This window comes from Pedobacter aquatilis (genome assembly GCF_032678425.1).
GTDB lineage: Bacteria > Bacteroidota > Bacteroidia > Sphingobacteriales > Sphingobacteriaceae > Pedobacter > Pedobacter aquatilis_B.
In genome coordinates, this window is sequence record NZ_JAVTSG010000003.1 from 264,525 (window position 1) to 286,190 (window position 21,666).

18 protein-coding genes are annotated in these 21,666 nt (G+C 35.9%); 10 read left to right on the top strand and 8 right to left on the bottom strand.

What is annotated here, in order from left to right; genetic code table 11:
- Positions 1–16: 16 nt before the first annotated feature.
- The 4 genes from R2Q16_RS11130 (at position 17) to R2Q16_RS11145 (ending at position 2,738) form a co-directional block, all read left to right on the top strand.
- Positions 17–295, top strand: coding sequence for a hypothetical protein (locus R2Q16_RS11130; protein WP_316737100.1), 279 nt, complete (start codon positions 17–19; stop codon positions 293–295).
- Positions 296–404: 109 nt separating this feature from the next.
- On the top strand, positions 405–1,349 hold the full coding sequence (locus R2Q16_RS11135) for a phosphoribosylaminoimidazolesuccinocarboxamide synthase (protein WP_316737101.1): 945 nt from the start codon (positions 405–407) through the stop codon (positions 1,347–1,349).
- A gap of 36 nt (positions 1,350–1,385) precedes the next feature.
- Positions 1,386–1,763 carry an STAS domain-containing protein gene (locus R2Q16_RS11140; protein ID WP_316737102.1) on the top strand — a complete coding sequence of 126 codons (378 nt, stop codon included), beginning with the start codon at positions 1,386–1,388 and terminating at the stop codon, positions 1,761–1,763.
- Positions 1,764–1,832: 69 nt separating this feature from the next.
- Positions 1,833–2,738 (top strand): ribonuclease Z, encoded by a 906-nt coding sequence (locus R2Q16_RS11145; RefSeq protein WP_316737103.1) that lies wholly within the window; start codon positions 1,833–1,835, stop codon positions 2,736–2,738.
- Positions 2,739–3,092: 354 nt separating this feature from the next.
- Here the strand turns inward: R2Q16_RS11145 and R2Q16_RS11150 are convergent, their stop codons facing one another.
- The 3 genes from R2Q16_RS11150 to R2Q16_RS11160 form a co-directional block, all read right to left on the bottom strand.
- A complete protein-coding gene (locus tag R2Q16_RS11150) occupies positions 3,093–4,046 on the bottom strand; it encodes an MlaD family protein (RefSeq protein ID WP_316737104.1) in 954 nt (317 codons plus the stop codon).
- Between the two features lie 174 nt (positions 4,047–4,220).
- A complete protein-coding gene (locus tag R2Q16_RS11155) occupies positions 4,221–5,000 on the bottom strand; it encodes an N-acetylmuramoyl-L-alanine amidase (RefSeq protein WP_316737105.1) in 780 nt (259 codons plus the stop codon).
- Positions 5,001–5,009: 9 nt separating this feature from the next.
- The gene (locus R2Q16_RS11160) at positions 5,010–5,873 is read right to left on the bottom strand and encodes an N-acetylmuramoyl-L-alanine amidase (protein WP_316737669.1); all 864 of its coding nucleotides are present in this window, start codon (positions 5,871–5,873) and stop codon (positions 5,010–5,012) included.
- Between the two features lie 74 nt (positions 5,874–5,947).
- Here R2Q16_RS11160 and R2Q16_RS11165 point away from each other — a divergent pair, with 74 nt between their 5' ends.
- From R2Q16_RS11165 to trxA, 4 genes are all read left to right on the top strand, one after another.
- Positions 5,948–8,605: a putative LPS assembly protein LptD gene (locus R2Q16_RS11165; RefSeq protein WP_316737106.1), complete on the top strand. Its 2,658-nt coding sequence runs from the start codon at positions 5,948–5,950 to the stop codon at positions 8,603–8,605.
- 3 nt (positions 8,606–8,608) lie between these two features.
- Positions 8,609–9,862, top strand: coding sequence for a competence/damage-inducible protein A (locus R2Q16_RS11170; protein ID WP_316737107.1), 1,254 nt, complete (start codon positions 8,609–8,611; stop codon positions 9,860–9,862).
- Between the two features lie 47 nt (positions 9,863–9,909).
- On the top strand, positions 9,910–11,244 hold the full coding sequence (locus tag R2Q16_RS11175) for a dihydrolipoamide acetyltransferase family protein (RefSeq protein WP_316737108.1): 1,335 nt from the start codon (positions 9,910–9,912) through the stop codon (positions 11,242–11,244).
- A gap of 125 nt (positions 11,245–11,369) precedes the next feature.
- The gene (trxA, locus tag R2Q16_RS11180) at positions 11,370–11,666 is read left to right on the top strand and encodes a thioredoxin (RefSeq protein ID WP_316737109.1); all 297 of its coding nucleotides are present in this window, start codon (positions 11,370–11,372) and stop codon (positions 11,664–11,666) included.
- Between the two features lie 148 nt (positions 11,667–11,814).
- Here trxA and pdeM read toward each other — a convergent pair whose 3' ends face one another.
- The 4 genes from pdeM to R2Q16_RS11200 all read right to left on the bottom strand — a co-directional run bounded on the left by pdeM (position 11,815) and on the right by R2Q16_RS11200 (position 17,848).
- On the bottom strand, positions 11,815–12,453 hold the full coding sequence (gene pdeM, locus R2Q16_RS11185) for a ligase-associated DNA damage response endonuclease PdeM (protein WP_316737110.1): 639 nt from the start codon (positions 12,451–12,453) through the stop codon (positions 11,815–11,817).
- Between the two features lie 69 nt (positions 12,454–12,522).
- Positions 12,523–15,000: a ligase-associated DNA damage response DEXH box helicase gene (locus tag R2Q16_RS11190; protein ID WP_316737111.1), complete on the bottom strand. Its 2,478-nt coding sequence runs from the start codon at positions 14,998–15,000 to the stop codon at positions 12,523–12,525.
- A gap of 206 nt (positions 15,001–15,206) precedes the next feature.
- Entirely contained in the window at positions 15,207–16,796 is a 1,590-nt protein-coding gene (locus R2Q16_RS11195) for an ATP-dependent DNA ligase (RefSeq protein ID WP_316737112.1), read from the bottom strand.
- A complete protein-coding gene (locus R2Q16_RS11200) occupies positions 16,793–17,848 on the bottom strand; it encodes a ligase-associated DNA damage response exonuclease (protein WP_316737113.1) in 1,056 nt (351 codons plus the stop codon). The genes R2Q16_RS11195 and R2Q16_RS11200 overlap by 4 nt, the downstream gene beginning before the upstream one ends.
- A gap of 154 nt (positions 17,849–18,002) precedes the next feature.
- On the opposite strand from R2Q16_RS11200, the gene R2Q16_RS11205 reads away from it, so the two are divergent.
- Complete coding sequence (locus R2Q16_RS11205; protein ID WP_316737114.1) at positions 18,003–18,614, top strand: SatD family protein; 612 nt, start codon at positions 18,003–18,005, stop codon at positions 18,612–18,614.
- Entirely contained in the window at positions 18,614–19,324 is a 711-nt protein-coding gene (locus R2Q16_RS11210; RefSeq protein ID WP_316737115.1) for a DUF3307 domain-containing protein, read from the top strand. Before R2Q16_RS11205 ends, R2Q16_RS11210 begins: the two co-directional genes overlap by 1 nt.
- Positions 19,325–19,497: 173 nt before the next feature.
- On the opposite strand, the gene R2Q16_RS11215 is transcribed toward R2Q16_RS11210, so the two are convergent.
- The gene (locus tag R2Q16_RS11215) at positions 19,498–21,657 is read right to left on the bottom strand and encodes a S9 family peptidase (RefSeq protein ID WP_316737116.1); all 2,160 of its coding nucleotides are present in this window, start codon (positions 21,655–21,657) and stop codon (positions 19,498–19,500) included.
- Positions 21,658–21,666: the final 9 nt, after the last annotated feature.

A 21,666-nucleotide genomic window follows, 5' to 3' on the forward strand; every position in this document is an offset into this window, starting at 1 on the left:
AAAAAATTCAGAGTAGATGGAGAATATTTTGTTAGACGATACTTTCAAACTTGCTTTCGAAAAATTACCTCACAAAATAAGGCTAATTGTTTTTAAAAATGGTGAAGAATTAGTTTGCAGAAAGGAAAAGCTTAGAATGCTATTTTCATTTGCTGAAACGAATACGGAGCATATTTTCAAAGGCAGACTTCAATTTTATAAATTAGGGGATAAGATTAATGTTCAAGTTAAGAACAAACTTATCGGTATAATTTCTAATGCAGATTTTAAAAATGCTTTAAATGAACTAAAATAATTTAAACCTCGTAGCCACAAGCTATGAGGTTTTTTATTTATATTTTATCTATCAACTTCGGTCTTCCATCCTCGGACTTTTAAGACTTTTTTCCTATTTTTATCCCCTCATGAAAGCACAAAAAGAAACCAATTTCAATTTCCCAAATCAGAGCAATTTTTATAAAGGTAAAGTACGTGACGTTTATACGATTGCCGATAAATTAATGGTAATGGTTGTATCAGACCGCATTTCTGCGTTTGATGTTGTATTACCGGAAGCTATTCCCTTTAAGGGGCAGGTTTTAAACCAAATTGCGGCAAAATTTTTATCAGCTACGCAGGATATTGTTCCAAACTGGGTATTGGCAGTTCCAGATCCGATGGTTACCATTGGCCGTATTTGCGAACCGTTTAAGGTTGAAATGGTTATTAGGGGTTATTTGGCTGGTCATGCCTGGAGAGAGTATAGTGCAGGTAAACGTTCTGTTTGCGGCGTTGCTTTGCCAGATGGTTTAAAGGAAAACGATAAATTACCTCAACCTATCATTACGCCGACTACAAAAGCATCAGTTGGGCATGATGAAGATATTTCGAAAGAAGATATTTTAGCTAAAGGAATTGTTTCTATTGCTGATTATGAAATGCTGGAAAAATACACTTTCGCTTTATATCAACGTGGAACTGAAATCGCTGCAAAGAGCGGTTTAATTTTGGTTGATACTAAATATGAATTTGGCAAAGCAGATGGCGTAATTTATTTAATCGATGAAATTCATACACCAGATTCTTCACGTTATTTTTACGCTGAAGGTTATCAGGAACGTCAAAATGCTAACGAGCCTCAAAAGCAACTTTCAAAAGAATTTGTAAGAAAGTGGCTTATAGAAAACGGTTTTCAAGGTAAAGACGGGCAAGTTGTACCTGAAATGACACCTGAAATTGTAAATTCGATATCTGAGCGTTACATTGAGTTGTATGAAAAGATTGTGGGAGAGCAATTTATCAAAGCTGATGCTGATGCAATTTCCAATCGTATAGAAAGTAATGTTTTAAAGGCTTTGCAAACCCTTTAAATTTTTATACATTAGTACAATAAAGATATAGAAGAGATGAAATTTTCGGTAGATAAACACGATAAATACGTAACCTTAAAGTTAAAAGAACCTAAGTTTACAAATGATAATGCACCTGGGTTAAAATCTGAATTATACTTGCTTAATGCAGAAGGTTTTAAGAATATTATTGTTGATTTAAGCTATATCAAAGAATGTAACGACGCACAAGATTTAAGCAGCCTTTTAGTTGGTGACAGACTTTGTAAATCGGCTGGTGGCTTGTTTATCGTTACCGGAATAAATGATGAAATTGCGCCAATTATCGAATTGTCAAACATATTTCAATCTGTTACGTTTGTTAATACATTAGAAGAAGCTACTGATTTCATCTTTATGGATGAGTTGGAAAAGGAGTTCAGAGGCGCTAAATAGGCAACATATCAATAAAAAAACTGGCCTCGTAGTTTCTAAAATCTACGAGGTTTTTTATATCTTAAAATTATGAAATTTGAAGTTACAATTCTTGGAAGCAGTTCCGCAACACCCGTTTTTAACAGGAATCCATCGGCACAGCTTTTAAATTGTAACGAAAAATATTATTTAATTGATTGCGGCGAAGGAACTCAACAACAGCTTATAAAATACAATCTAAAAGCGGCACGAATCGATCATATTTTTATAAGTCATTTACATGGCGATCATTATTTCGGACTGATTGGCTTGCTATCTAGTTTACATCTAAACGGTAGGATTAAGCCAATGCAAATTTTTGGACCAAAGCCACTTTTAGAAATTTTAGAAATCCAATTTAAATACTCTGATACAACCTTAAGGTATCCAATTGAATTTTTTCCAATCGATACCGAACAATCTGTACAGATATTTGAAAACCATGATTTAGTTGTTAAAACCATTATTTTAAATCATAGAATTCCGACAACCGGTTTTGTTTTCCAGCAAAAGCAAAGGCAAAGAAAGTTAATTAAGGATAAAGCTGAAGAAATTCCAATGGCTTATTACACGGCTTTAAAAAAGGGAATTGACGTTGAATTACCTAACGGTGATATTGCCAGAAGCGAAGATTACACCACTCCGGCCGATGCGCCACGCTGCTACGCTTACTGCTCAGACACACTTTACGACGAAAGATATTTTGACACGATAAAAAATTGCGATACCCTTTATCACGAAGCAACCTTTACACACGACTTAGTAGATAGAGCAAATGAGACGCATCATACAACTGCCTTACAAGCAGGAGAGGTGGCTAAAATTAATAATGCGAAAAAATTAATTATAGGTCATTTTTCTTCCAGATACAAAACGCTGCAAATGCTGTTAGAAGAAACTCAATCCGTTTTTGAAAACACCGAATTGGCTATTGAAGGAAAGACTTTTCAGTTGTAAATTTTCCCTTAAAATTGCTGCTGATTGACAATATTATCCGTTGATTTATACAACCAGCAATGAGCCTAAGCAAATATCTTTAGCATTTGAGTAATACTTTCTTGCAGTCTATTTCTTTAGTCACAAGCTTTTGTACCTAAACCTGATTGAGCAAAATAGCCCGGAGCGGAGCGAGGACTATAGGCGAAAGCAGGACTGAAAGCCGCCACGAATACCGAACTTTCATTTCCATATTTTTCCCAATTAAAAATTCATTGCTTCCAACCTAATAATACCGAAAATGCTGAAATTCTGGTTATAAAAAAAAGCCTTGAAGTAGAACATCAAGGCTTTTAGATTATGGAAAATTAATTATTACTTATCTTTCTTGTTGCCACCACCAAATACGGAGAAGTGAACATAACGCTTTGGATTTGCTTTTAAATCTATCATTAATTCATCTAAATTCTTTGAAGCATTATTTAAATTATTGTACATCTTATCATCATTTAACAATAAACCTAAACTACCTTTACCATCTTTAATACCCCCAATAACGCTTTGCAAATCAGCAATTGCGTTATTTGCATTGTCTAAAGTTTGTTTAAAATTAGCTGCAGCAAACTTATCGGTAACTGTATTGATATTTGTTAAGATATCGCTAATCTTTTTATTGTTGTTATTTAAGTTAGCAGTTATGCCTTCAACATTTTTAAAAATAGCATCAATACGGGCACTTTCTGAGCCAACTAAACCATCCACCTTTTTAGATGTTGTTTCCAACGATGCTAATGTTCCAGCTATGCTGCTAAAGCTTTTATCAACATTTTTTTGGAAATTAGGATTTAAGATTGAATTTACACTGCTCAAAATTGAATCCATTTTGCCAATAATCAGTTCAGCTTTTTTCTGTACCGGCTGAACTTGCTCCATTAAACCTTTCTCAACGTTTGCGTTTAGGGTAAAACCATCTTCAGCCATTTTTTTCGAATCGCCTAAAGACATTACAATCGCTTTGCTACCCAAAAGGTCGGTGCCTTCTAAGCGGGCAATACTATTTTCGGGAATATCGTATTTGCTGTTGATGCTAAGCGTAGCTAAAATTGTTCCACCTTGCTCTAATTGCAATTTCGCAACTCGGCCAATTTGGTAACCATTTATCAAAATCGGTTTCGAAACCGTTAAGCCATCAACTCGTGTGTATCTTGCAAAGAGTGTAGTTTCGCTAGAAAAAATTGAATTTCCCTTCAAAAAGTTATATCCAATAATTAGTAAAGCAATGGCAAATGCAGCTAAAATACCTACTTTGGTTTCGTTCTTAATTTTCATGTGTTCTTCTGTTAGTGGCCGCAAATGTTAATGTTTTACTAATATCTGCCAGAGCGCTATCGTTATATTTAATGCAAATGTATCTATAATAGATAATGTTTACACCAAGGTTTTTGTTTGGTATATGTTATTTTATTTGATAATTAAATAATAGGCTACCATTTTTTGTGCCAATTATTTTACTTCAATGTTTTTTTTGTAAGTTTTTATCGCAGCAAAAATCGAGCTTGCAATTTCATCCTGACCATTTGAAGAGTTGATGTATTTCTCTTCCTCTTTGTTTGAAATAAAACCAACTTCCGTTAATACAGCTGGCATGCCGCATCTTTGTAAAACCAGTAAACCTTGTTCTTTAACTCCTCGGCTTGCTCTTTCATCTCTACTGATGTAGCTGTTTTGTATCAGTTTGGCAAATTTAATGCTTTTATCTCTGAAAGTATTTTTTAGCAAAGACATTAGAATAAATGTTCCTGGATTATTGGGATCGTAACCATCATATTTGCTCTTGTAATTTTTCTCCAGCTTAATATCGGCATTTTCCCTTATTGCCGCATCTTGCTCTTTTAAACGGTGAGAACCTGCTACCAGCGTTTCGACGCCTTTAATGTGTTTATTGCCGGGTGGCATCGAATTGCAGTGTATCGATATAAATAGATCGGCATTTGCTTCATTTGCAATCTCTGCTCTTCGGTACAAATCCACATCAACATCCTTAGTGCGTGTGTAAATAACTCTAATATCCGGTAAATCTTCTTTTAATTTAGCGCCTAATTTTAGTGCAACTTTTAAGGCAATATCTTTTTCTTTTGATACACTTCCAGATGCACCGGGTTTTCTGCCGCCATGACCTGGGTCGATAACAATAGTTTTTATTTTATATCCTTGAGCAAAAACTCCTTGAAATTGAAAAATGGAAATAAAGAAACAAAGTAATAGTAGAAGTTTTATCTTCATCTCATCTTATTAAAATGATGTTTCGGCTAAACGTTTATAGTTTTTTATCGCCTTAATAATTCCATTTACAATTTCTGTTTGTCCTTCTGGCGAGTTCATGTAATCTTCTTCATCAGGATTACTAACAAAACCAATCTCTGTTAAGACCGCAGGCATTGCTGCACGAGCCAAAACAGCCAAACTTTTTTCCTGTACACCACGGTTAATTCTTCCGGCAGCAACATATTCTTGTTGAATCATAGATGCAAACTTTAAACTCCTATCGCGGTTGGTTTGTTTCATTAAGGATAACATAATGTCATTTTCAGGAGTATTCGCGATAAAGCCCTCATAGTTTTTTTGATAGTTATCCTCTAAAAACATAGAAGCATTCTCCCTTTTTATAACTTCATCTTGCTCATTTAACCTGCCAGTACCCGAAACAAATGTTTCTGTTCCTCTGGTTGAGGTACTTTTTGAAGTGATGGTGCGGTAAACCGGAACTTTTCTACCCTTCACTTTCTTGTAATAATCAACCACACGAGAAACCCTTACAGGCATATCGTTTAAGTGTATCGAAATAAATAAATCGGCTTTTGCATTATTGGCGATGTTTATACGCTCATATAATGGTATAAAAACATCTGTTTGGCGGGTATATATTACTTTGATGTCTTTGATGCTATCTTGCAAAGCTTTGCCAAGGTTAAGAGCTGTTTTTAAAGCAACGTCTTTTTCCTTTGAATAAACGCCATGAGTTGCACCATCTTTACCACCATGTCCGGCATCGATAACAATTGTTTTAATTTTATATTCTTGTGCAAATGCTTGATTATCAATAGAATTGATTGCTATTAAGCAAATAATAAATGTTAAAAGGTTTTTAAGATACATCAATGGTATATTTTTCACTAATTTTGAACGTTTTTGATTAAACATTTGTGCAAAAATAACATTCAAATACGAATTTGAAACTTCTTAGCAACTCTATTTTACTAATTTCTGTCATTTTATTAACACTCTCGGTTAATAAAGCTAACGCATATTCTGCTTTTTCATTGCAACAGGTGGTTCAACAAGATACTTCTAAACGGGATACATCTAAAGTAAAACCTAAAAACAATAGCGATCTTGATCAGAAAATCGAATATAAAGCAACTGATTCTGTAACCTATAGTAAAGATAGGAGCATTATATATATGTACGGAAACGCCAGGGTTATTTATGGTGATTTTGAATTAGATGCAGATTATATTCGTTACGACCAAAAAAACAATTTGATTTTTGCAAGTGGAAGGACAAATCCAAAGACTAAAAGATATGTTGGTCGACCAATTTTTAAATCAGGTCCTGATGGATCTGCAATAGCCGATTCGCTTTATTATAACTCTGCAACAACTAAAGCAAAGGTTTTTGGTGTTTTCACTCAGCAAGACGATAGCTTTTTCTCTGGCGGACAAAGTAAAAAACAACCCGATAACGAGTTGCACATTAAGAATATGATGTACAGTACCTGTAATCTACCGCATCCACATTTTGGTATGATGATTAGCAAGGGTATTGTAACTGATAAGCAAATTATTACCGGGCCAGCATATATGATTATTGAAGATGTGCCTACACCATTTGCTTTGCCTTTTGCATTTTTTCCAAAACAGAATAAACGTACTTCAGGAATAATGTTGCCGACACCCGGTGAAGATGCAACTCGTGGATTTTTTCTTCAAAATGCTGGTTATTATATTGGTTTAAGTGATTATTGGGACGCAAAACTAATGGGTTCTGTTTATACGAACGGCTCTTACGAAACATCTTTGAATACAAATTACACAAAGCGCTATAAATTTAATGGTAACATTACCGCCCACTATGCTAATACAAGAAATGGTATTCAAGGTCAGGAAGATGTTCGTAAAGACTTTCGAATTGGCTGGTCGCATAGCCAAAATCCAAATGCCAATCCAGGAAGTACTTTTAGTGCTAATGTAAATTTAAGTTCGAGTAGTTACTATCAATCAACTGCGGCAAATCAAACTTATGATTTGGGCGCAATTGCAACAAACAGCTCTAACAGTAGTATTGCATATTCTAAGGTATTAGCAGGCGGTTTATTCAACTTCAGTACGGCATTAAGTGCGCAGCAAACCTTTAGTACCCGCGAAATAGCTTTACAATTGCCGACATTTAACTTAAATATGTCAACCATTAGCCCGTTCGATTCAAAGAATAGAAGTGGAGAGCAAAAATGGTATCAAAAAATTACCGTTGGTTACAGTTTACAAGGAAATAATAACATTACAACTAAAGACAGTTTATTATTTCAACCAGCTGGTTTAAGAGCGCTAAAAAGTGGTTTTAGCCACAGCGTTCCAATTAGCATGAACTTTACCGCCTTAAAGTATTTAACTTTTACTCTTGGTGGTACTTACAATGAAGTTTGGAATTTTCAAACTTCGAACAGAAGGTTTACGACATTTACAGATGGTTCTTATACTTCAAGACAAGATACTATTACTGGCTTTAAACGTGGTGGAAGTTATAATTTGTCAACAAGTATGACCACCAAAATTTATGGTAAAACAAAGGAATTTAAAAATTTGGGTAACATTAAGCAATTGCGCCATGTAATGACACCTTCTGTAAGTTTTACTTATTCTCCAGACTTTACCGACCCATCCAAAGGTATTTATAAGGAAGCGATAGATCAAAATGGAAATAAAATTATTAATACTTCTACAGGCAGACCACTAACTTATTCAATATTTGAAAGTAGCGCATTCCCTGGTTCCTTTTCAGGAAGGCAAGCTTCAATAGGGTTTACTTTAGATAATACTACAGAATTAAAAGTTCGTTCAAAAAAGGATACGACCGGTACTGGAGAAAAGAAAATACCAATTATTCAAGGTCTAACTTTTAATGGTTCGTATAACTTTCTAAATACAACGAGAAAGTTATCAGATATCAGTTTTAGTGGCCGTTCTCAGTTTACAGATAAACTGGGCATAACATACAATGGTACATTTAATCCATATGTGCTAGGAGATTCAACAAATAGCAGCGGAACAAGGGTAATATTCGAGAGGAACAAGTATTTTTGGCAAGACGGTAAATATTTTCCAAGATTGCAGAATATTGGATTTTCGTTCGATTATAGTTTAAATCCAGATGCCTTTAAACGTAAAAACGATGCATACGATGCAACAAAAAGTCAGATTGAAAAGCAGGGAATGACTCCTTTACAATCTGAACAGCTAAACGCCTTAAATCGCGATCCAAATGCTTTTGTTGATTTCAATATTGCGTGGAATTTTGCATTTCAATATCGATTTGACTATTCGAATATTTTAGGGGTAAGCACAATAACCAATACATTAAATTTTAATGGTGATTTTAATTTAACACCAAAATGGAAATTTACCTTTAGTTCGGGTTACGATTTTAAAAATAAAGGTTTAGCGCCAATGCAGCTTGCAATTTATCGCGACTTACACTGCTGGGATATGAATATTAACTGGGTTCCATATGGCGCTTACAAGAGTTATTCTTTAACTATTCGAGTTAAATCTGCAATTCTTCAAGATTTAAAACTGAGCAAAAGATCAGGTTTCTATAATACATATCAATAAATTATGTTAGCAGAAATTATTACCATAGGCGATGAAATTCTAATCGGTCAGATTGTTGATACGAATTCTGCATGGATGGCCAAGCAGTTAAATTCAATTGGTGTTTCTGTTAAGCAAATCACTTCAGTTTCTGATGATGAGCAGCATATCTTGTCGGCCTTAGCTGATGCAGAAAAGCGAGCCAATATTATTCTGATTACGGGTGGTTTAGGTCCAACAAAAGATGATATTACGAAGAAAACACTAGCAAAATACTTTGGGATGGTTTTTCGTAGAGACGCAGCAGCATTGGAAATGGTTGCATCGATTTTTAAGAAGTTTAACCGTCCATTGCTTGACATTAATATGCAACAGGCTGATGTGCCAGATGGTTGCGAGGTTATTGTAAACCAAAATGGAACTGCACCTTGCATGTGGTTTGAACAAAATGATACAATTTTCGTGTCCATGCCAGGTGTTCCTCACGAAATGATGTATTTGATGGATGATGAAATTTTACCAAGGATTAAATCCAGGTTCAAATTGCCATTTATTGTGCATAAAACAATTCTTACCGCGAATATTGGAGAATCATTTTTAGCGAAAGAAATTGAGGAAATAGAAGACAGTTTACCAAGTCATATTAAACTTGCCTATCTGCCTAAACTTGGGCAAGTAAGGTTGCGCTTATCTGCCAAAGGCGATGATGAGCATGAGTTAAAAAGCGAAGTTGAAATTTATGCACAGCAGATTATTGCAAAGGTTACGAAGTTTGTAGTAGTTGATGAAGATATTTCGTTAGAAAAGGCAATTTTAAATTTAATGAAAGCTCGCGGATTAACTTTATCTACAGCCGAAAGTTGCACAGGAGGTTACATTGCGCATTTAATTACGCAGCATCCGGGTTGTTCTTCTGTTTATTGGGGTGGCGCTGTGGCTTATGCGTATGATTTGAAAGAATCTATTTTAGGCGTTAAAGAAAGCACCTTAACAAATTTTGGCGCTGTTAGCGAAGAAACCATTATAGAGATGGCTGAAGGCGCAATCAAACATTTTAAAACAGATTATGCAATTGCGGTTAGCGGAATTGCCGGACCAGAAGGAGGAACAGAAGATAAGCCTGTTGGAACAGTTTGGATTGCAATTTCTTCAAAAAATAAAACCGTAGCTAAAGTGTTTACTTTCAGCAATAAACGTATTCAAAATATAGAACGTTCGGCTAGTTCTGCTTTAACCATGCTATTAAATCTACTTAAGGAAGACGAGTTGAACGAATAAAAAACGTATTTTTGTCGCGTTACCAATATATAATACTGTAATTTAATATGGCTCAATACGAACTATTGTTACCAAAAATGGGTGAAAGTGTTGCAGAAGCAACCGTGATTAAATGGGTAAAACAAATTGGAGATTCTATTGATTTAGATGATACAATTTTAGAAATAGCAACTGATAAAGTGGATTCTGAGGTTCCATCGCCAGTAGCAGGTAAGTTGGTAAAACAATTATTTCAGGAAAATGATGTTGCACAAGTTGGTGATGTTATTGCGATTATTGAAACTGAAGGGGGTGATGAAATTAAACAAACAGAAGCACCTGTTTCTGCTCCGGTTGTTGAAGAGAAACCCGTTGTCATTCCAGGTTTAGAACAACTTTCAACTGAAAAGCCAGCAGTTCAAAATGATTTCACATCATCCGATCGTTTTTATTCTCCTTTAGTAAAAAGCATCGCAGCACAAGAAAATATTTCAATTGATGAGCTAAATTCTATAAAAGGCTCGGGAGCTGATGGTCGCTTAAATAAAGACGATTTATTGAATTATATTTCAACTAAAGATGGTGTCGTAGCTAAAACAGTTGTGCCGGTTGCTGCTTCTGTTGAGGAGAAAGTTTCAAAATCGCCAGTTGCAGAATCTACTCCAATTAAAACATCAACTACATCAGTTTCTGGTAGTGATGAAATTATAGAAATGGACAGGATGCGTAAACTTATTGCCGACCACATGGTTATGAGTAAAAGCACCTCGCCACATGTAACTTCTTTTGTTGAGGCCGATGTAACCAATCTTGTTTTATGGCGTAATAAGGTTAAAAACAGTTTCGAAAAACGTGAAAATGAGAAAATTACTTTCACACCGATTTTTGTTGAAGCTGTTGCAAAGGCAATTAAAGATTTCCCGATGATTAATGTTTCGGTTAATGGAACACAAATTATTAAAAAACATAACATCAATATTGGTATGGCGGCAGCTTTGCCAAGTGGTAATTTGATTGTTCCAGTAATTAAAAACGCTGACCAGTTAAATTTAGTTGGCTTAACTAAAGCCGTTAACGATTTAGCTGGAAGAGCAAGAATATCTAAGTTAAAACCCGACGAAACACAGGGCGGAACTTTCACGCTTACAAACGTTGGTTCCTTTGGTAATGTAATGGGTACGCCGATTATCAATCAGCCACAAGTTGCAATTTTAGCTGTTGGCGCAATTAAAAAGAAACCAGCTGTGTTAGAAACTGAACATGGTGATGTTATTGCCATTCGCCATATGATGTTCCTTTCACTTTCTTACGACCATAGAGTTGTAGATGGCTCTTTAGGTGGAATGTTTGTACGTAGAGTGGCAGATTATTTAGAAAATTGGGATTTTAACAGAGAGATTTAAAAACTCCATGATATTCAAAAGGTCAAGTTTTTAAAAGCTTGACTTTTTTTGTAAAACCAAATTTCTTATTGTCTGTTTTTTACTAAAGACTAAAGACTAAAGACTAAAGACTAAAGACTAAACTCATGTCAAAATTTTCAGAATTAATTAATGGTGATAAACCTGTTTTGGTAGATTTTTTTGCCGAGTGGTGCGGTCCTTGTAAAATGATGCCACCAATTTTAGCGCAGTTGAAAGCTCAAGTTGGCGATTCGGTTTCGATAATTAAAATTGATATTGATAAAAATCGGTCTGCTGCTTCAGCTTATAACGTACAAAGTGTGCCAACTTTAATGTTGTTTAAGCAAGGCAAACAAATTTGGCGACAAAGCGGTGTTTTACAGGCATCACAATTAAAGCAAATTATAGATTCGTACGCTTAGTTTTTTGATGTTCAATTGGACAAGAGTTAAATAGACCTGATAGAACGGAAAGCCCGTAGTGCGTAGGATTTGTGAAAGGGGCGGACTTGTAGTGATAGCAGGACTAACAATGAAAAAGGCTTCTGACAGTGCTCTTCAAAATATAAATTTAAACCTCTAACACGCTGTTCGGTGTTACGGCGAAAATCTGTTCATTTGTTTTTGGGTAAATATTATACAAGCCTGTAAACGTGCTAAAAGCAGGTAAAACCGCATATTCCTTTCCGAAATAGAAGCATGGAAACTTTAGGCGTTGCTTGGCTTTGCCAACAATTGTTACGCCTGGATGGATGTGACCGCTGATGGGGTAAAGTTCTTCCTCAGTACATTTCGGTGCATCGTGGATAAAACAAAAAGGGCCAAGACAAAAACTTGGCTCGTGGATTTCAATATCCATTGCAGCATAATCGGCATTTGCAAGTCTATCATGATTGCCTTTTACCAACAGAAAAGTTAAATCGCTATATCTTAGTTTCCACTGCGAAAATTCATCTATATCGGCATTTAAGCCGTGATGAAACATATCGCCATTAATTAGTAAGATTTGAGGTTGATATTTTTCGATAAGTAAGCCTAAACGCTGCAAATCGTTTTGAGCAATTGTAGATGGCACCTGAACACCAGCTTGGCGAAAATGTGCAGATTTGCCCAAATGCAAATCGCTTATGGCTAAAAGTTGATGTTGCGGTAAATATAAAGCCCTTTCTTTATCTAAAATCAGTTCTTCGCCGTGGCTTATTATGGTCATTAATAATTTTTAATCTTAAATGTAAAACCGTCATTGCGAGGTTACGAAGCAATCTATTTCGAAATTCCTCTATTTAAACTTCTCCGATTCTGCTTTCATTCTTGCAATTCGTTGTTCCAGCTCTTCCGAACTCATATTTTCACGCAAGCTATCAACTTTAATTGGGAACGATAACGGTGTAAAACTTTTCGGATTGGTTATCACTACAGCGCCGTTCTGTATACGCTCTAAAGCTGCGGCCAATCGGGGTTCTTCTAATTGCTGATAAAAAACTTCATCGTAAGCTTGGCGCAAAAGTAAATTATGTTTGTCGTAATCGCTAAAAACATTAAAAAATAAACCTGCTGATGACTGTAGGTGTTTATTGGCCACATATTTACCCGGATAACCTTGAAAAACCAAACCCGAAATACAGGCAATATCCCTGAATTTTCGGCGAGCCATTTCAGTTGAATTGATACTTAAAGTAATATCTTCGGTTAAGTTTTTAGGTGAAAATACTTCGTAAGCAATCGATTCATCCATGGGGATTTCGATATCACTTAAAAGCTCGAAACCATAATCGTTCATTGCAATAGAAAAACTAATTGGCAAAAGCTTGCTTAAACGATAGGCAACTAGAGCCGCCAAAACTTCGTGTACCAATCGGCCTTCAAAAGGGTAAGCGAACAGATGAAAACCCTCTTTGTTATTTATCAGCTCTATTAATAATTCATCATTTCTTGGTACGTGAGAACGTTTTTGTTGCAATAGAAACAAGGGGTAGACCACATCAAGTTCTTCATCCTCGTGGGTTTTATCTAATGCTTCGTTATATTTTTTACGTAAAACAGAACCTAAATTTGATGATAGGGGCAAGCGACCGCCATTCCAGCTTGGCGAAATAGCGTTTTGCTTTTTGCTAACTCGAACAATAACCGTCATATCTTTTACATGGATAAACTCTAAAACTCGACCCGCCAAACGGAAATTATCGCCAGCTTTTAATCGGGTTACAAAGTATTCTTCAACCATGCCAATGTAACCGCCAGATAGAAATTTAACTTTCAGCATGGCATCACTCACAATTGTACCGATGTGCAAGCGATGTCGCATGGCCAATTGCCTGCTTTTTACTTTCCAAAGGCCATCTTCATCTTTTGTTACTTTTTTAAACTCATTATAAGCACTTAAACTATCGCCACCTGAAGTAATAAATTGCATCACCCAATTCCATTCTTCATCGAGAATCAATTTAAAAGCATGTGTATTTTTAATTTCTTCATAAATCACTTTGTCGTCAAAACCATCACCAATAGCCAGCGTTACAAGGTATTGTACTAACGTGTCAAAAACCATAATAAAAGGTTCTCTACTTTCGATGTTATTAGTTTTTGCAGCTTCTTTAATTGCTGCAGCTTCTACCAATTCTAATGCATGCGTTGGCAGGAAATAAATTTTAGAAACCTCGTGCGGTGAATGCCCTGAGCGACCAGCACGCTGTAAAAACCTGGCAACGCCTTTTGGCGAACCCACTTGCACAACGGTATCAACAGGTTTAAAATCTACACCTAAATCTAAAGATGAAGTTGCAATTACCGCTTTTAACTGGCCTGTATGCAATGCATCTTCAATCCAATTCCTTAACTCAAAATCTATAGAACCATGGTGTATGGCAATTCTTCCCGCCAATTCAGGTTCCAAATTTAATAAGTGTTGGTACCACATTTCTGATTGACCGCGCGTATTGATGAAAATCAAAGTGGTTTTACTTTTTTCGATAATGGGCAAAAGTTTGTATGCAAGTTTTAAACCCAAATGCCCGGCCCAAGGCAAGGTTTCGATATCATCTGGTAAAATAGATTTAATTTGGATTTTCTTCTCTAAATCTGCCTTAACAATAATTCTTTTGGCTGCTTCGTTTGGTTCTAAAACATCCAAAGCTTCCTCAATATTTCCTATCGTTGCCGAGATTCCCCAAACGCGTAAAAATTGATTTTTTTCTAACCTCTGTAAGCCTTTAATTCTCGAAACAGCGAGTTCTACCAAAACGCCGCGTTTGCTGCCCAAAAGTTCATGCCATTCATCAGCAACTATGCATTTTAAGTTTTTAAACAAAGTTGATGAACCTTTTTGAGCTAATAATAAGTGCAAGCTTTCGGGTGTAATCAGCAAAATTTCGGGCATTGATTTTTTCTGCTGCACTTTTTCAGCTTGTGATGTATCGCCGTTACGAACGCCAACATGCCAATCTAATTCCAGTTCTATCAAAGTTTCCCGCATGGCTCTGGCTAAATCTTTTGCCAACGAACGCAATGGCGTAATCCAAATCAATTGCAAGCGGTCTTTGGCTTTTTTGTTGCTTGCTTCTGATGCATTTAAGGCCTCAATTACAACAGCTAAAAACAGCGAAAATGTTTTTCCGAAGCCTGTAGGCGCATTTACCAAACCACTGTAACCATCAAGATAATATTGCCACGCATCTTCCTGAAATTGAAAAGGCTTGCGTTTATTGGCTTTTAACCAGCTTTTTATCTTCTTGTAACCTTTGGTTTTGGTTTGGTCCATTTATAATTATTTTTTTTTGGAAAGCAATTTCAGTAATTCTTCGGTTAAATCAGTCCCGCCATTCGTTGCAATCTTTTGTTAATGTCAGTCTGAGCTTGTCGAAGACCTTTAACAAAAGTATTTCCACTGCTGTCTGGTTTATATAGCAAGGTAAACCTAGGTAAAACAAACCTTCCAACAGGTCGTGCCTCGCTATAACGAAAGCTTTACATTGTAGATGCCAATAATTGTCTTAAATCTTCCAATGTATTAATTTCGGCTTCTTTTTTATCCTTTCGCCAACGTAAAATACGAGGGAAACGTAAAGCTAAACCTGCCTTATGGCGTTTACTCTCCGCAATTCCTTCAAAAGCAATTTCAAAAACCAATTCCGGTTTTACCGTACGCACAGGACCAAATTTTTCAATTGAATTTTTGGTTACGAATGAATTTACTTCCTTAATTTCTTTATCGGTTAAACCCGAATAGGCTTTTGCAATGGTAACTAAATTCTCCCCATCACGAACGGCAAAGGTATAATCAGTAAAGAAATTTGCCCTTCGCCCGCTACCTTTTTGAGCGTAAATCATCACTGCATCAACCGTGTAAGGATTAATTTTCCATTTCCACCAATCGCCACGTTTACGCCCACTGTGGTAATGTGAACTTAATTTCTTTAGCATTATGCCTTCGCTGTTTATCGAGCGAGAAGTTTGCCTTAACTCTGCCAACTCTTCCCAGTTTTTGCAGTGAATTACAGGCGAAAGAATAACTGCGCTTTCATCTAAATTACCAATAAGTTGCTCTAAAACTTTACGTCTTTCACTCAACGGTTGTTCTCTAAAATCTTTGGTTTCGAATTCTAAAATATCATAAACAAAAAAGCCGATTGGTGCATCTTCGAGTTGCTTTTTATTTATCGTTTTACGGTTTAAACGTTGCTGTAATGTACTAAAAGACAAAACCTTTCTATCTTGAACAGCCAGGATTTCTCCATCTATTACTACTCCATCAGGCAAAATATCTACTAAAAAATGTAGTTCTGGAAATTGTTCTGTTACCAATTCTTCGCCCCGGCTCCAAATAAAGAGTTCGCCATTTCGTTTCACAATTTGCCCGCGAATGCCGTCCCATTTCCATTCTGCTTGCCATTCGGTTATATCGCCAAGCTTTTCAGGTTCTTGTTCTAAAGCATAAGCTAAACAAAATGGGTAAGGCCAAGAATTATCTGTGTTAACGTGTACGCCGTTTATTAACTCTTCAAAGGTTATTTCGTAAGGATTCCATTTACCCATAATGCTATGCATAATTTGGGCACTATCCAAGCTACTTTGCTTTGCTAAGGCATTAACCAACATTTTATTAGAAACGCCGATCCTAAAATTCCCTGAAATAAGTTTGTTGAAGATAAAACGTTCTTGCGTTTCTAAATGATTCCAGGCATTTAGAATAAAACCTTTCTTGGTTTCATCATCTTTGCCTTCTAAATCATGTAAGTCTTCAATCCATTTATGTAATTGAAAATCTGAAGTGTTTTCAGCTGGTGGAAGGAGTAAGGCAATCGTTTCGCTTAAATCGCCAACATTCGAATAGCTTTCTGTAAATAACCATTCTGGCGTTTGTGTAATATCAATTGCCCAATATTTTATTAGGGCCGATTTTATCGGACGTTTTGGCTTTTTCCCTGTGAATAATGTAATTACCCAAACTTTATCTTTATCATCTGCGTAATTAAAATAATCTACCAATGCAGCGATTTTATCGTTGGTTTTATTGCTCTGTTCAAGTTTTTGTATCAGTTTGGCAAACTTTTTCATTCTGATTGTTTGTTATTAGTTTCAGAATTTTGATTTGCTGTTTCTGCTAAATCAACTTTGTTTTCCTCATCATCTTCTTGCCCAAACTTAGTCATTACTTCTTCTGATTCAATACCATTATCGTTTAAAAACCGACTAAAAGCTGCTGTAAAACCATGCGTAACATATACTTTTTCTGCTCCCGTTGCTGTAATGGCATCCATTAAGCCCGGCCAATCTGCATGATCGCTAAGCGCAAAGCCCGCATCAGCACTTTGCCAGCGACGGTGTGCCCGAACTTGCATCCAACCAGAGCAGATTCCAGTTACCGGGTGGCTAAGATTTTTAATCCAACGGCTGTCTCTCATCGCCGGAGGTACAATTACAATTCCTTTTTGCAATTCATCCTTAGTGGTTTCGGGTGTAATTCTAATGGTTTCTGGTAAATTAACACCAGCTTTTATAATCACTTCGTTTAAGTTTGCAATGCTATTGTGAACATAAATGGGTACGTTACCTGCAAGGTTTTTAATTAAGCGTTGCGCTTTGCCTAAACTATAAGCAATCAATACGCTGGTTTTTTGTTCAGCAATATTATCGCTTATCCAATTTTGCATTTTATTAAATACGATATCTTGTTTTTGCCATTTGTAAACGGGCAAGCCGAATGTGCTTTCTGATACAAATGAATGGCATTTTACTGGTTCAAATACATCGCTAATACCATCATCTTCTGTTTTGTAATCGCCAGAAATTACACAAACTTCTCCTTTATATTCCAAGCGAACTTGCGCCGAACCAATAATATGGCCTGCCGGATAAAAAGATATATTTACGCCATTTCTAACAATACTTTCACCATAATTTAGGGTTTGTACATCTAAATCTTCACTAATGCGGCGCTTAATAATAGGCTTTGTTAAGGTATGGCATAAGTAATGTTTATTTCCGAAACGCACATGGTCGCTATGACCGTGGGTAGTTACAGCATAATCTACAGGCCACCAAGGGTCTATATAAAAATCGCCTTGCTTACAGTAAATACCTCTTTTTGTAAATTCGATTAATGCCATGTTTTAGTAAACAATAAATTGCCGCATAAGTTTTATACTGATATCTGCTAATTGCCAGATAAATTAAAATATCTGCTAATTAGCAGATAAATCGAAATATCTGTTAATTAGCAGATATATTATGAAGTTTAATTAATTAATTCGATATTGTAGTATGAATTGCATTATAACAGGCGATATTATAGGCTCAAGAAAAGTTAAGGATAGCTGGTTAATAAGCTTAAAAAAGGCTCTAAAAGAAGTTTCTGGGCAAAATGACAGATGGGAAATATTTCGAGGCGACAGCTTTCAAATAGAAATTGAGCCAGAAAATGCAATTAAAGTTGCTGCTTACATAAAAGCTTGTATTAGAATAAATAAACCTGCAGATGTGAGGATGGGTATTGGCCTTGGCAATGTTAAAGTTAAGAGAAAAAAGCTTTCTGAATCTAGCGGAGATGCCTTTATTAACTCCGGAATTGCTTTTGATGGTTTAAAACAGGCTAAGGTTAATCTTGCAATTAAAACTGATTACCAAGAATTTGATGAAGAGATAAATGTTTTAATTAAATTGAGTTTAATTGCAATGAACAGTTGGGGAGTTGTAGCTGCCGAAATGGTAAAAATAGCTTTAGAGAACGAAAATTTATTGCAAAATGAATTGGCCCAATTATCTGGGAGAACACAACCATTGGTTAGCGGTGCTTTAAAACGGGCAAATTTCGCTGAACTTATGGAGGTAGATAAATTGTACCGTAAAAAACTGAATCAAATAATTTCTAAATAATGGATATTTATTTAATCAAACTCATCCTTGCGCATTTAATTGGAGATTTCTTTTTGCAACCAAATTCTTGGGTTAAGGATAAAGAAAAAAATAAACTAAAATCGGGAAAGCTATACATGCATGTTGCGGTACATATAGTTTTAATATTTTTAGTTTTTTTAAGTTTCGGAGTCTGGAAAATTGCTTTATCGATAGGTTTATTGCATTTCATTATTGATGCTGGAAAATCTCTGTTCCAGACTAAAAAGAATGCTCGTTTACTGTTCTTTATCGACCAAATATTTCACTTTTCTTCAATCGTATTAATTTGGCATTTTTTTTATAAAGGCTATTTGGATATCAGTTATATTGATGATATTAAAACCTGGGTTTTAATTGCCGGAATGTTGTTTTTAACTATGCCAACATCAATAATTATGAAAGTAATTATTGCCAAATGGTTGCCCGAAAGTGATGATGAAAGCCCGAAATCGTTGCAAAATGCAGGTAAATACATTGGGATTTTAGAGCGTGCCTTGATTTTTGTGTTCATTGTAACCAATCATTTTGAAGCGGTTGGTTTTTTATTGGCAGCTAAATCTATTTTTCGATTTGGTGATTTAAAAGAAGCGCATGACTTGAAACTAACGGAATACGTTTTGATTGGTACTTTGTTAAGCTTTGGGATTGCAATAGTGGTGTCTTTAGGGATAGCCGCTTATATAGCGTAGTTAATAAAAGCACAGAATTTGCATTTTAAACCCGATTGAAATGGAAATACTTTTAAAATAGCAATAACCCTAAATATACCTCAGTAAGGCAGAAGTTGTTTTTAAAAGATTGAAATAAAAAGCGGGGCTATCGAAACCGATTCCCCGCTGAAATTGCTTTTTAAATAATTAAATTATTTCGCTCCCGGAGGACAATTGTCTTTTAAAAATTTAGTGTAAGTAAGCGATAAGTGTTCGCTTGTCCCTTCGCCTTCAGAAATGCTGTGCGTACGGTTTGGATAACTCATTAACTGAAATACCTTTTTGTTTTTGATCAATTCATTAATTAACATTTCGGCATTTTGATAATGAACATTATCATCGCCAGTACCATGAATGTATAATAAATTGCCTTTTAAATTTTTTGCATGGCTAATTGGCGAACCTTTTACGTAAGCTTCTTTGCTTGGGAATGGTGTGCCCATATAACGCTCCTGATAAATATTATCGTAGGTTAGTTGATTGCCGACTGCGGCAATTGCAATTCCGGTTTTGTAAATTTCCGGGTATTGGAACATCAAATTCAAGGTTGATGAACCGCCGCCACTCCAGCCCCAAACTGCAACACGATCTTTATCCATAAATGCATTAGTGGCCAGTAATTTTTTAGCAGCCATTGCCTGGTCGCGAACATTAATTACGCCAATATTTTTGTAAATGCCCTTACGCCATGCAGTGCCCTTTGGAACAGGTGCACCACGATTATCCATCGAAATGTAGATATAACCATCTTTAGCCATATCGCCAGCGTAAAGGAAATTTCTGCCAGCTCCGTATGTATCTAAAGCTGTTGCCGAAGCAGGCTCGCCGTAAACATAAAATACAACCGGATATTTTTTATTCGGATTAAAATCATCTGGTTTTTTCATCCAGCCATCTAATTCAACGCCATCTTCAGTGGTTACTTTAAAGAATTCCACTTTGTTTTTTGGAGCTTCTTGTTTAGATAATTGCGTGCTGATGCTGCCATCCATTGTAAACGGATTTCCGGTGGTGAAATTCATCCATTCGGTAATGGGCCTAATAATAGAGCTGTTGTAGGTATGACGGGCAAAAGCTGCATTTGGAGAAATATCATAATTGTGTGTTCCCGGTAGGATAGAAGGCGTTACCTGTTCTAATTTACCTTTTCCATCTAATTTAGTTTTGTATAGATATTTTTGAGTAGCATTATTTGGTGATGCTGTGAAGTACACATAATTGTTTTTCTCATCGATTAATTTTACATTGATAACATCGTAATTCCCTTTAGTAACTAAAGTAGTTTTCTTGCCATCGCGACTGATTCTGTACAAATGATTCCAGCCATCTTTATCAGAAACAATTGTAAATTCTTTATTCGCTGCCAACCATTTCCAATCGTCTTGTGCATCAATCCAAGCTTTTGCACTTTCGGTATAAATTGCTTTTGCAGCTCCAGAAGTGGCATCGCAAAGAAATACCTTACTTTCATTCTGCGCTCGGTTAAGTTGTTGCAAAATGATTTCGTTGCTGTTTGGAACCCACTGCATACGCGGAATGTAATGCTGAATATTATCTCCAGGAACATTAAGCCAATTGGTTTTCGCTGTAGAAACATCAACTACACCAACCTTGCAAGCTGATGGATTTTCGCCAACCTTTGGATATTCTACCGGAATGGTATAAGGATAAATCGAATCGGTGTTGTTTATCATTAAAAAGTTCTTGATTTTAGTTGCATCGATTTGCCAATAAGCAATTGTTTTGCTATCCGGACTCCATCTAAAACCATCTCTACAATCAAACTCTTCTTCGTAAACCCAGTCAAAAGTACCGTTAATCATTCGGTCGGTTCCGTCTGTTGTTAAAGCTCTTGAGTTTGTTCCATCAACATTTTCTACGTATAAGTTATGTTTGCTTACATAGGCCACCATAGTGCCATCAGGAGATAACTTAGCAAACATTAAGGACGACGAAGGTTTGTCTTTTCCAATTTGGGTTATTTTGTTAGCAGTTAAATCTGCTAACCAATAATCGCCGCGAGTATCGTAACGCCAAACTTTTTTGCTGTTTGTGTAGATTAGGGCTTTAGTACCATCATCAGAAAGCTGAAAACTTCTAACCGCGATAGCTTCTCCTTTTCCGGCAGGTGTTAATAAAGCTCTTGAAATAATGGTTTTTTTATCACTTTTTGGGAGTGTAACCGAAATAATTTCACCGCCGGCAATTTGATAATAAGAATTGCCATCTTTGGTCCAATTTATGCCTTGGGCCTTTACATTAACTACGGAAAAAATAGCAATGTAGGTAATTAAGAGTAGGTTTTTAATCATAATAAGTTA

What these genes read in the sequence shown, in the direction of transcription:
- R2Q16_RS11210 (WP_316737115.1), top strand. Translation starts at nt 18,614, where the DNA reads ATGGATATTTATTTAATCAAACTCATCCTTGCGCATTTAATTGGAGAT.
- R2Q16_RS11205 (WP_316737114.1), top strand. Translation starts at nt 18,003, where the DNA reads ATGAATTGCATTATAACAGGCGATATTATAGGCTCAAGAAAAGTTAAG.
- R2Q16_RS11155 (WP_316737105.1), bottom strand. Translation starts at nt 5,000, where the DNA reads ATGAAGATAAAACTTCTACTATTACTTTGTTTCTTTATTTCCATTTTT.
- R2Q16_RS11160 (WP_316737669.1), bottom strand. Translation starts at nt 5,873, where the DNA reads ATGTATCTTAAAAACCTTTTAACATTTATTATTTGCTTAATAGCAATC.
- R2Q16_RS11175 (WP_316737108.1), top strand. Translation starts at nt 9,910, where the DNA reads ATGGCTCAATACGAACTATTGTTACCAAAAATGGGTGAAAGTGTTGCA.
- trxA (WP_316737109.1), top strand. Translation starts at nt 11,370, where the DNA reads ATGTCAAAATTTTCAGAATTAATTAATGGTGATAAACCTGTTTTGGTA.
- R2Q16_RS11215 (WP_316737116.1), bottom strand. Translation starts at nt 21,657, where the DNA reads ATGATTAAAAACCTACTCTTAATTACCTACATTGCTATTTTTTCCGTA.
- R2Q16_RS11145 (WP_316737103.1), top strand. Translation starts at nt 1,833, where the DNA reads ATGAAATTTGAAGTTACAATTCTTGGAAGCAGTTCCGCAACACCCGTT.
- R2Q16_RS11130 (WP_316737100.1), top strand. Translation starts at nt 17, where the DNA reads ATGGAGAATATTTTGTTAGACGATACTTTCAAACTTGCTTTCGAAAAA.
- R2Q16_RS11200 (WP_316737113.1), bottom strand. Translation starts at nt 17,848, where the DNA reads ATGGCATTAATCGAATTTACAAAAAGAGGTATTTACTGTAAGCAAGGC.
- R2Q16_RS11140 (WP_316737102.1), top strand. Translation starts at nt 1,386, where the DNA reads ATGAAATTTTCGGTAGATAAACACGATAAATACGTAACCTTAAAGTTA.
- R2Q16_RS11150 (WP_316737104.1), bottom strand. Translation starts at nt 4,046, where the DNA reads ATGAAAATTAAGAACGAAACCAAAGTAGGTATTTTAGCTGCATTTGCC.
- R2Q16_RS11135 (WP_316737101.1), top strand. Translation starts at nt 405, where the DNA reads ATGAAAGCACAAAAAGAAACCAATTTCAATTTCCCAAATCAGAGCAAT.
- R2Q16_RS11170 (WP_316737107.1), top strand. Translation starts at nt 8,609, where the DNA reads ATGTTAGCAGAAATTATTACCATAGGCGATGAAATTCTAATCGGTCAG.
- R2Q16_RS11190 (WP_316737111.1), bottom strand. Translation starts at nt 15,000, where the DNA reads ATGGACCAAACCAAAACCAAAGGTTACAAGAAGATAAAAAGCTGGTTA.
- R2Q16_RS11195 (WP_316737112.1), bottom strand. Translation starts at nt 16,796, where the DNA reads ATGAAAAAGTTTGCCAAACTGATACAAAAACTTGAACAGAGCAATAAA.
- pdeM (WP_316737110.1), bottom strand. Translation starts at nt 12,453, where the DNA reads ATGACCATAATAAGCCACGGCGAAGAACTGATTTTAGATAAAGAAAGG.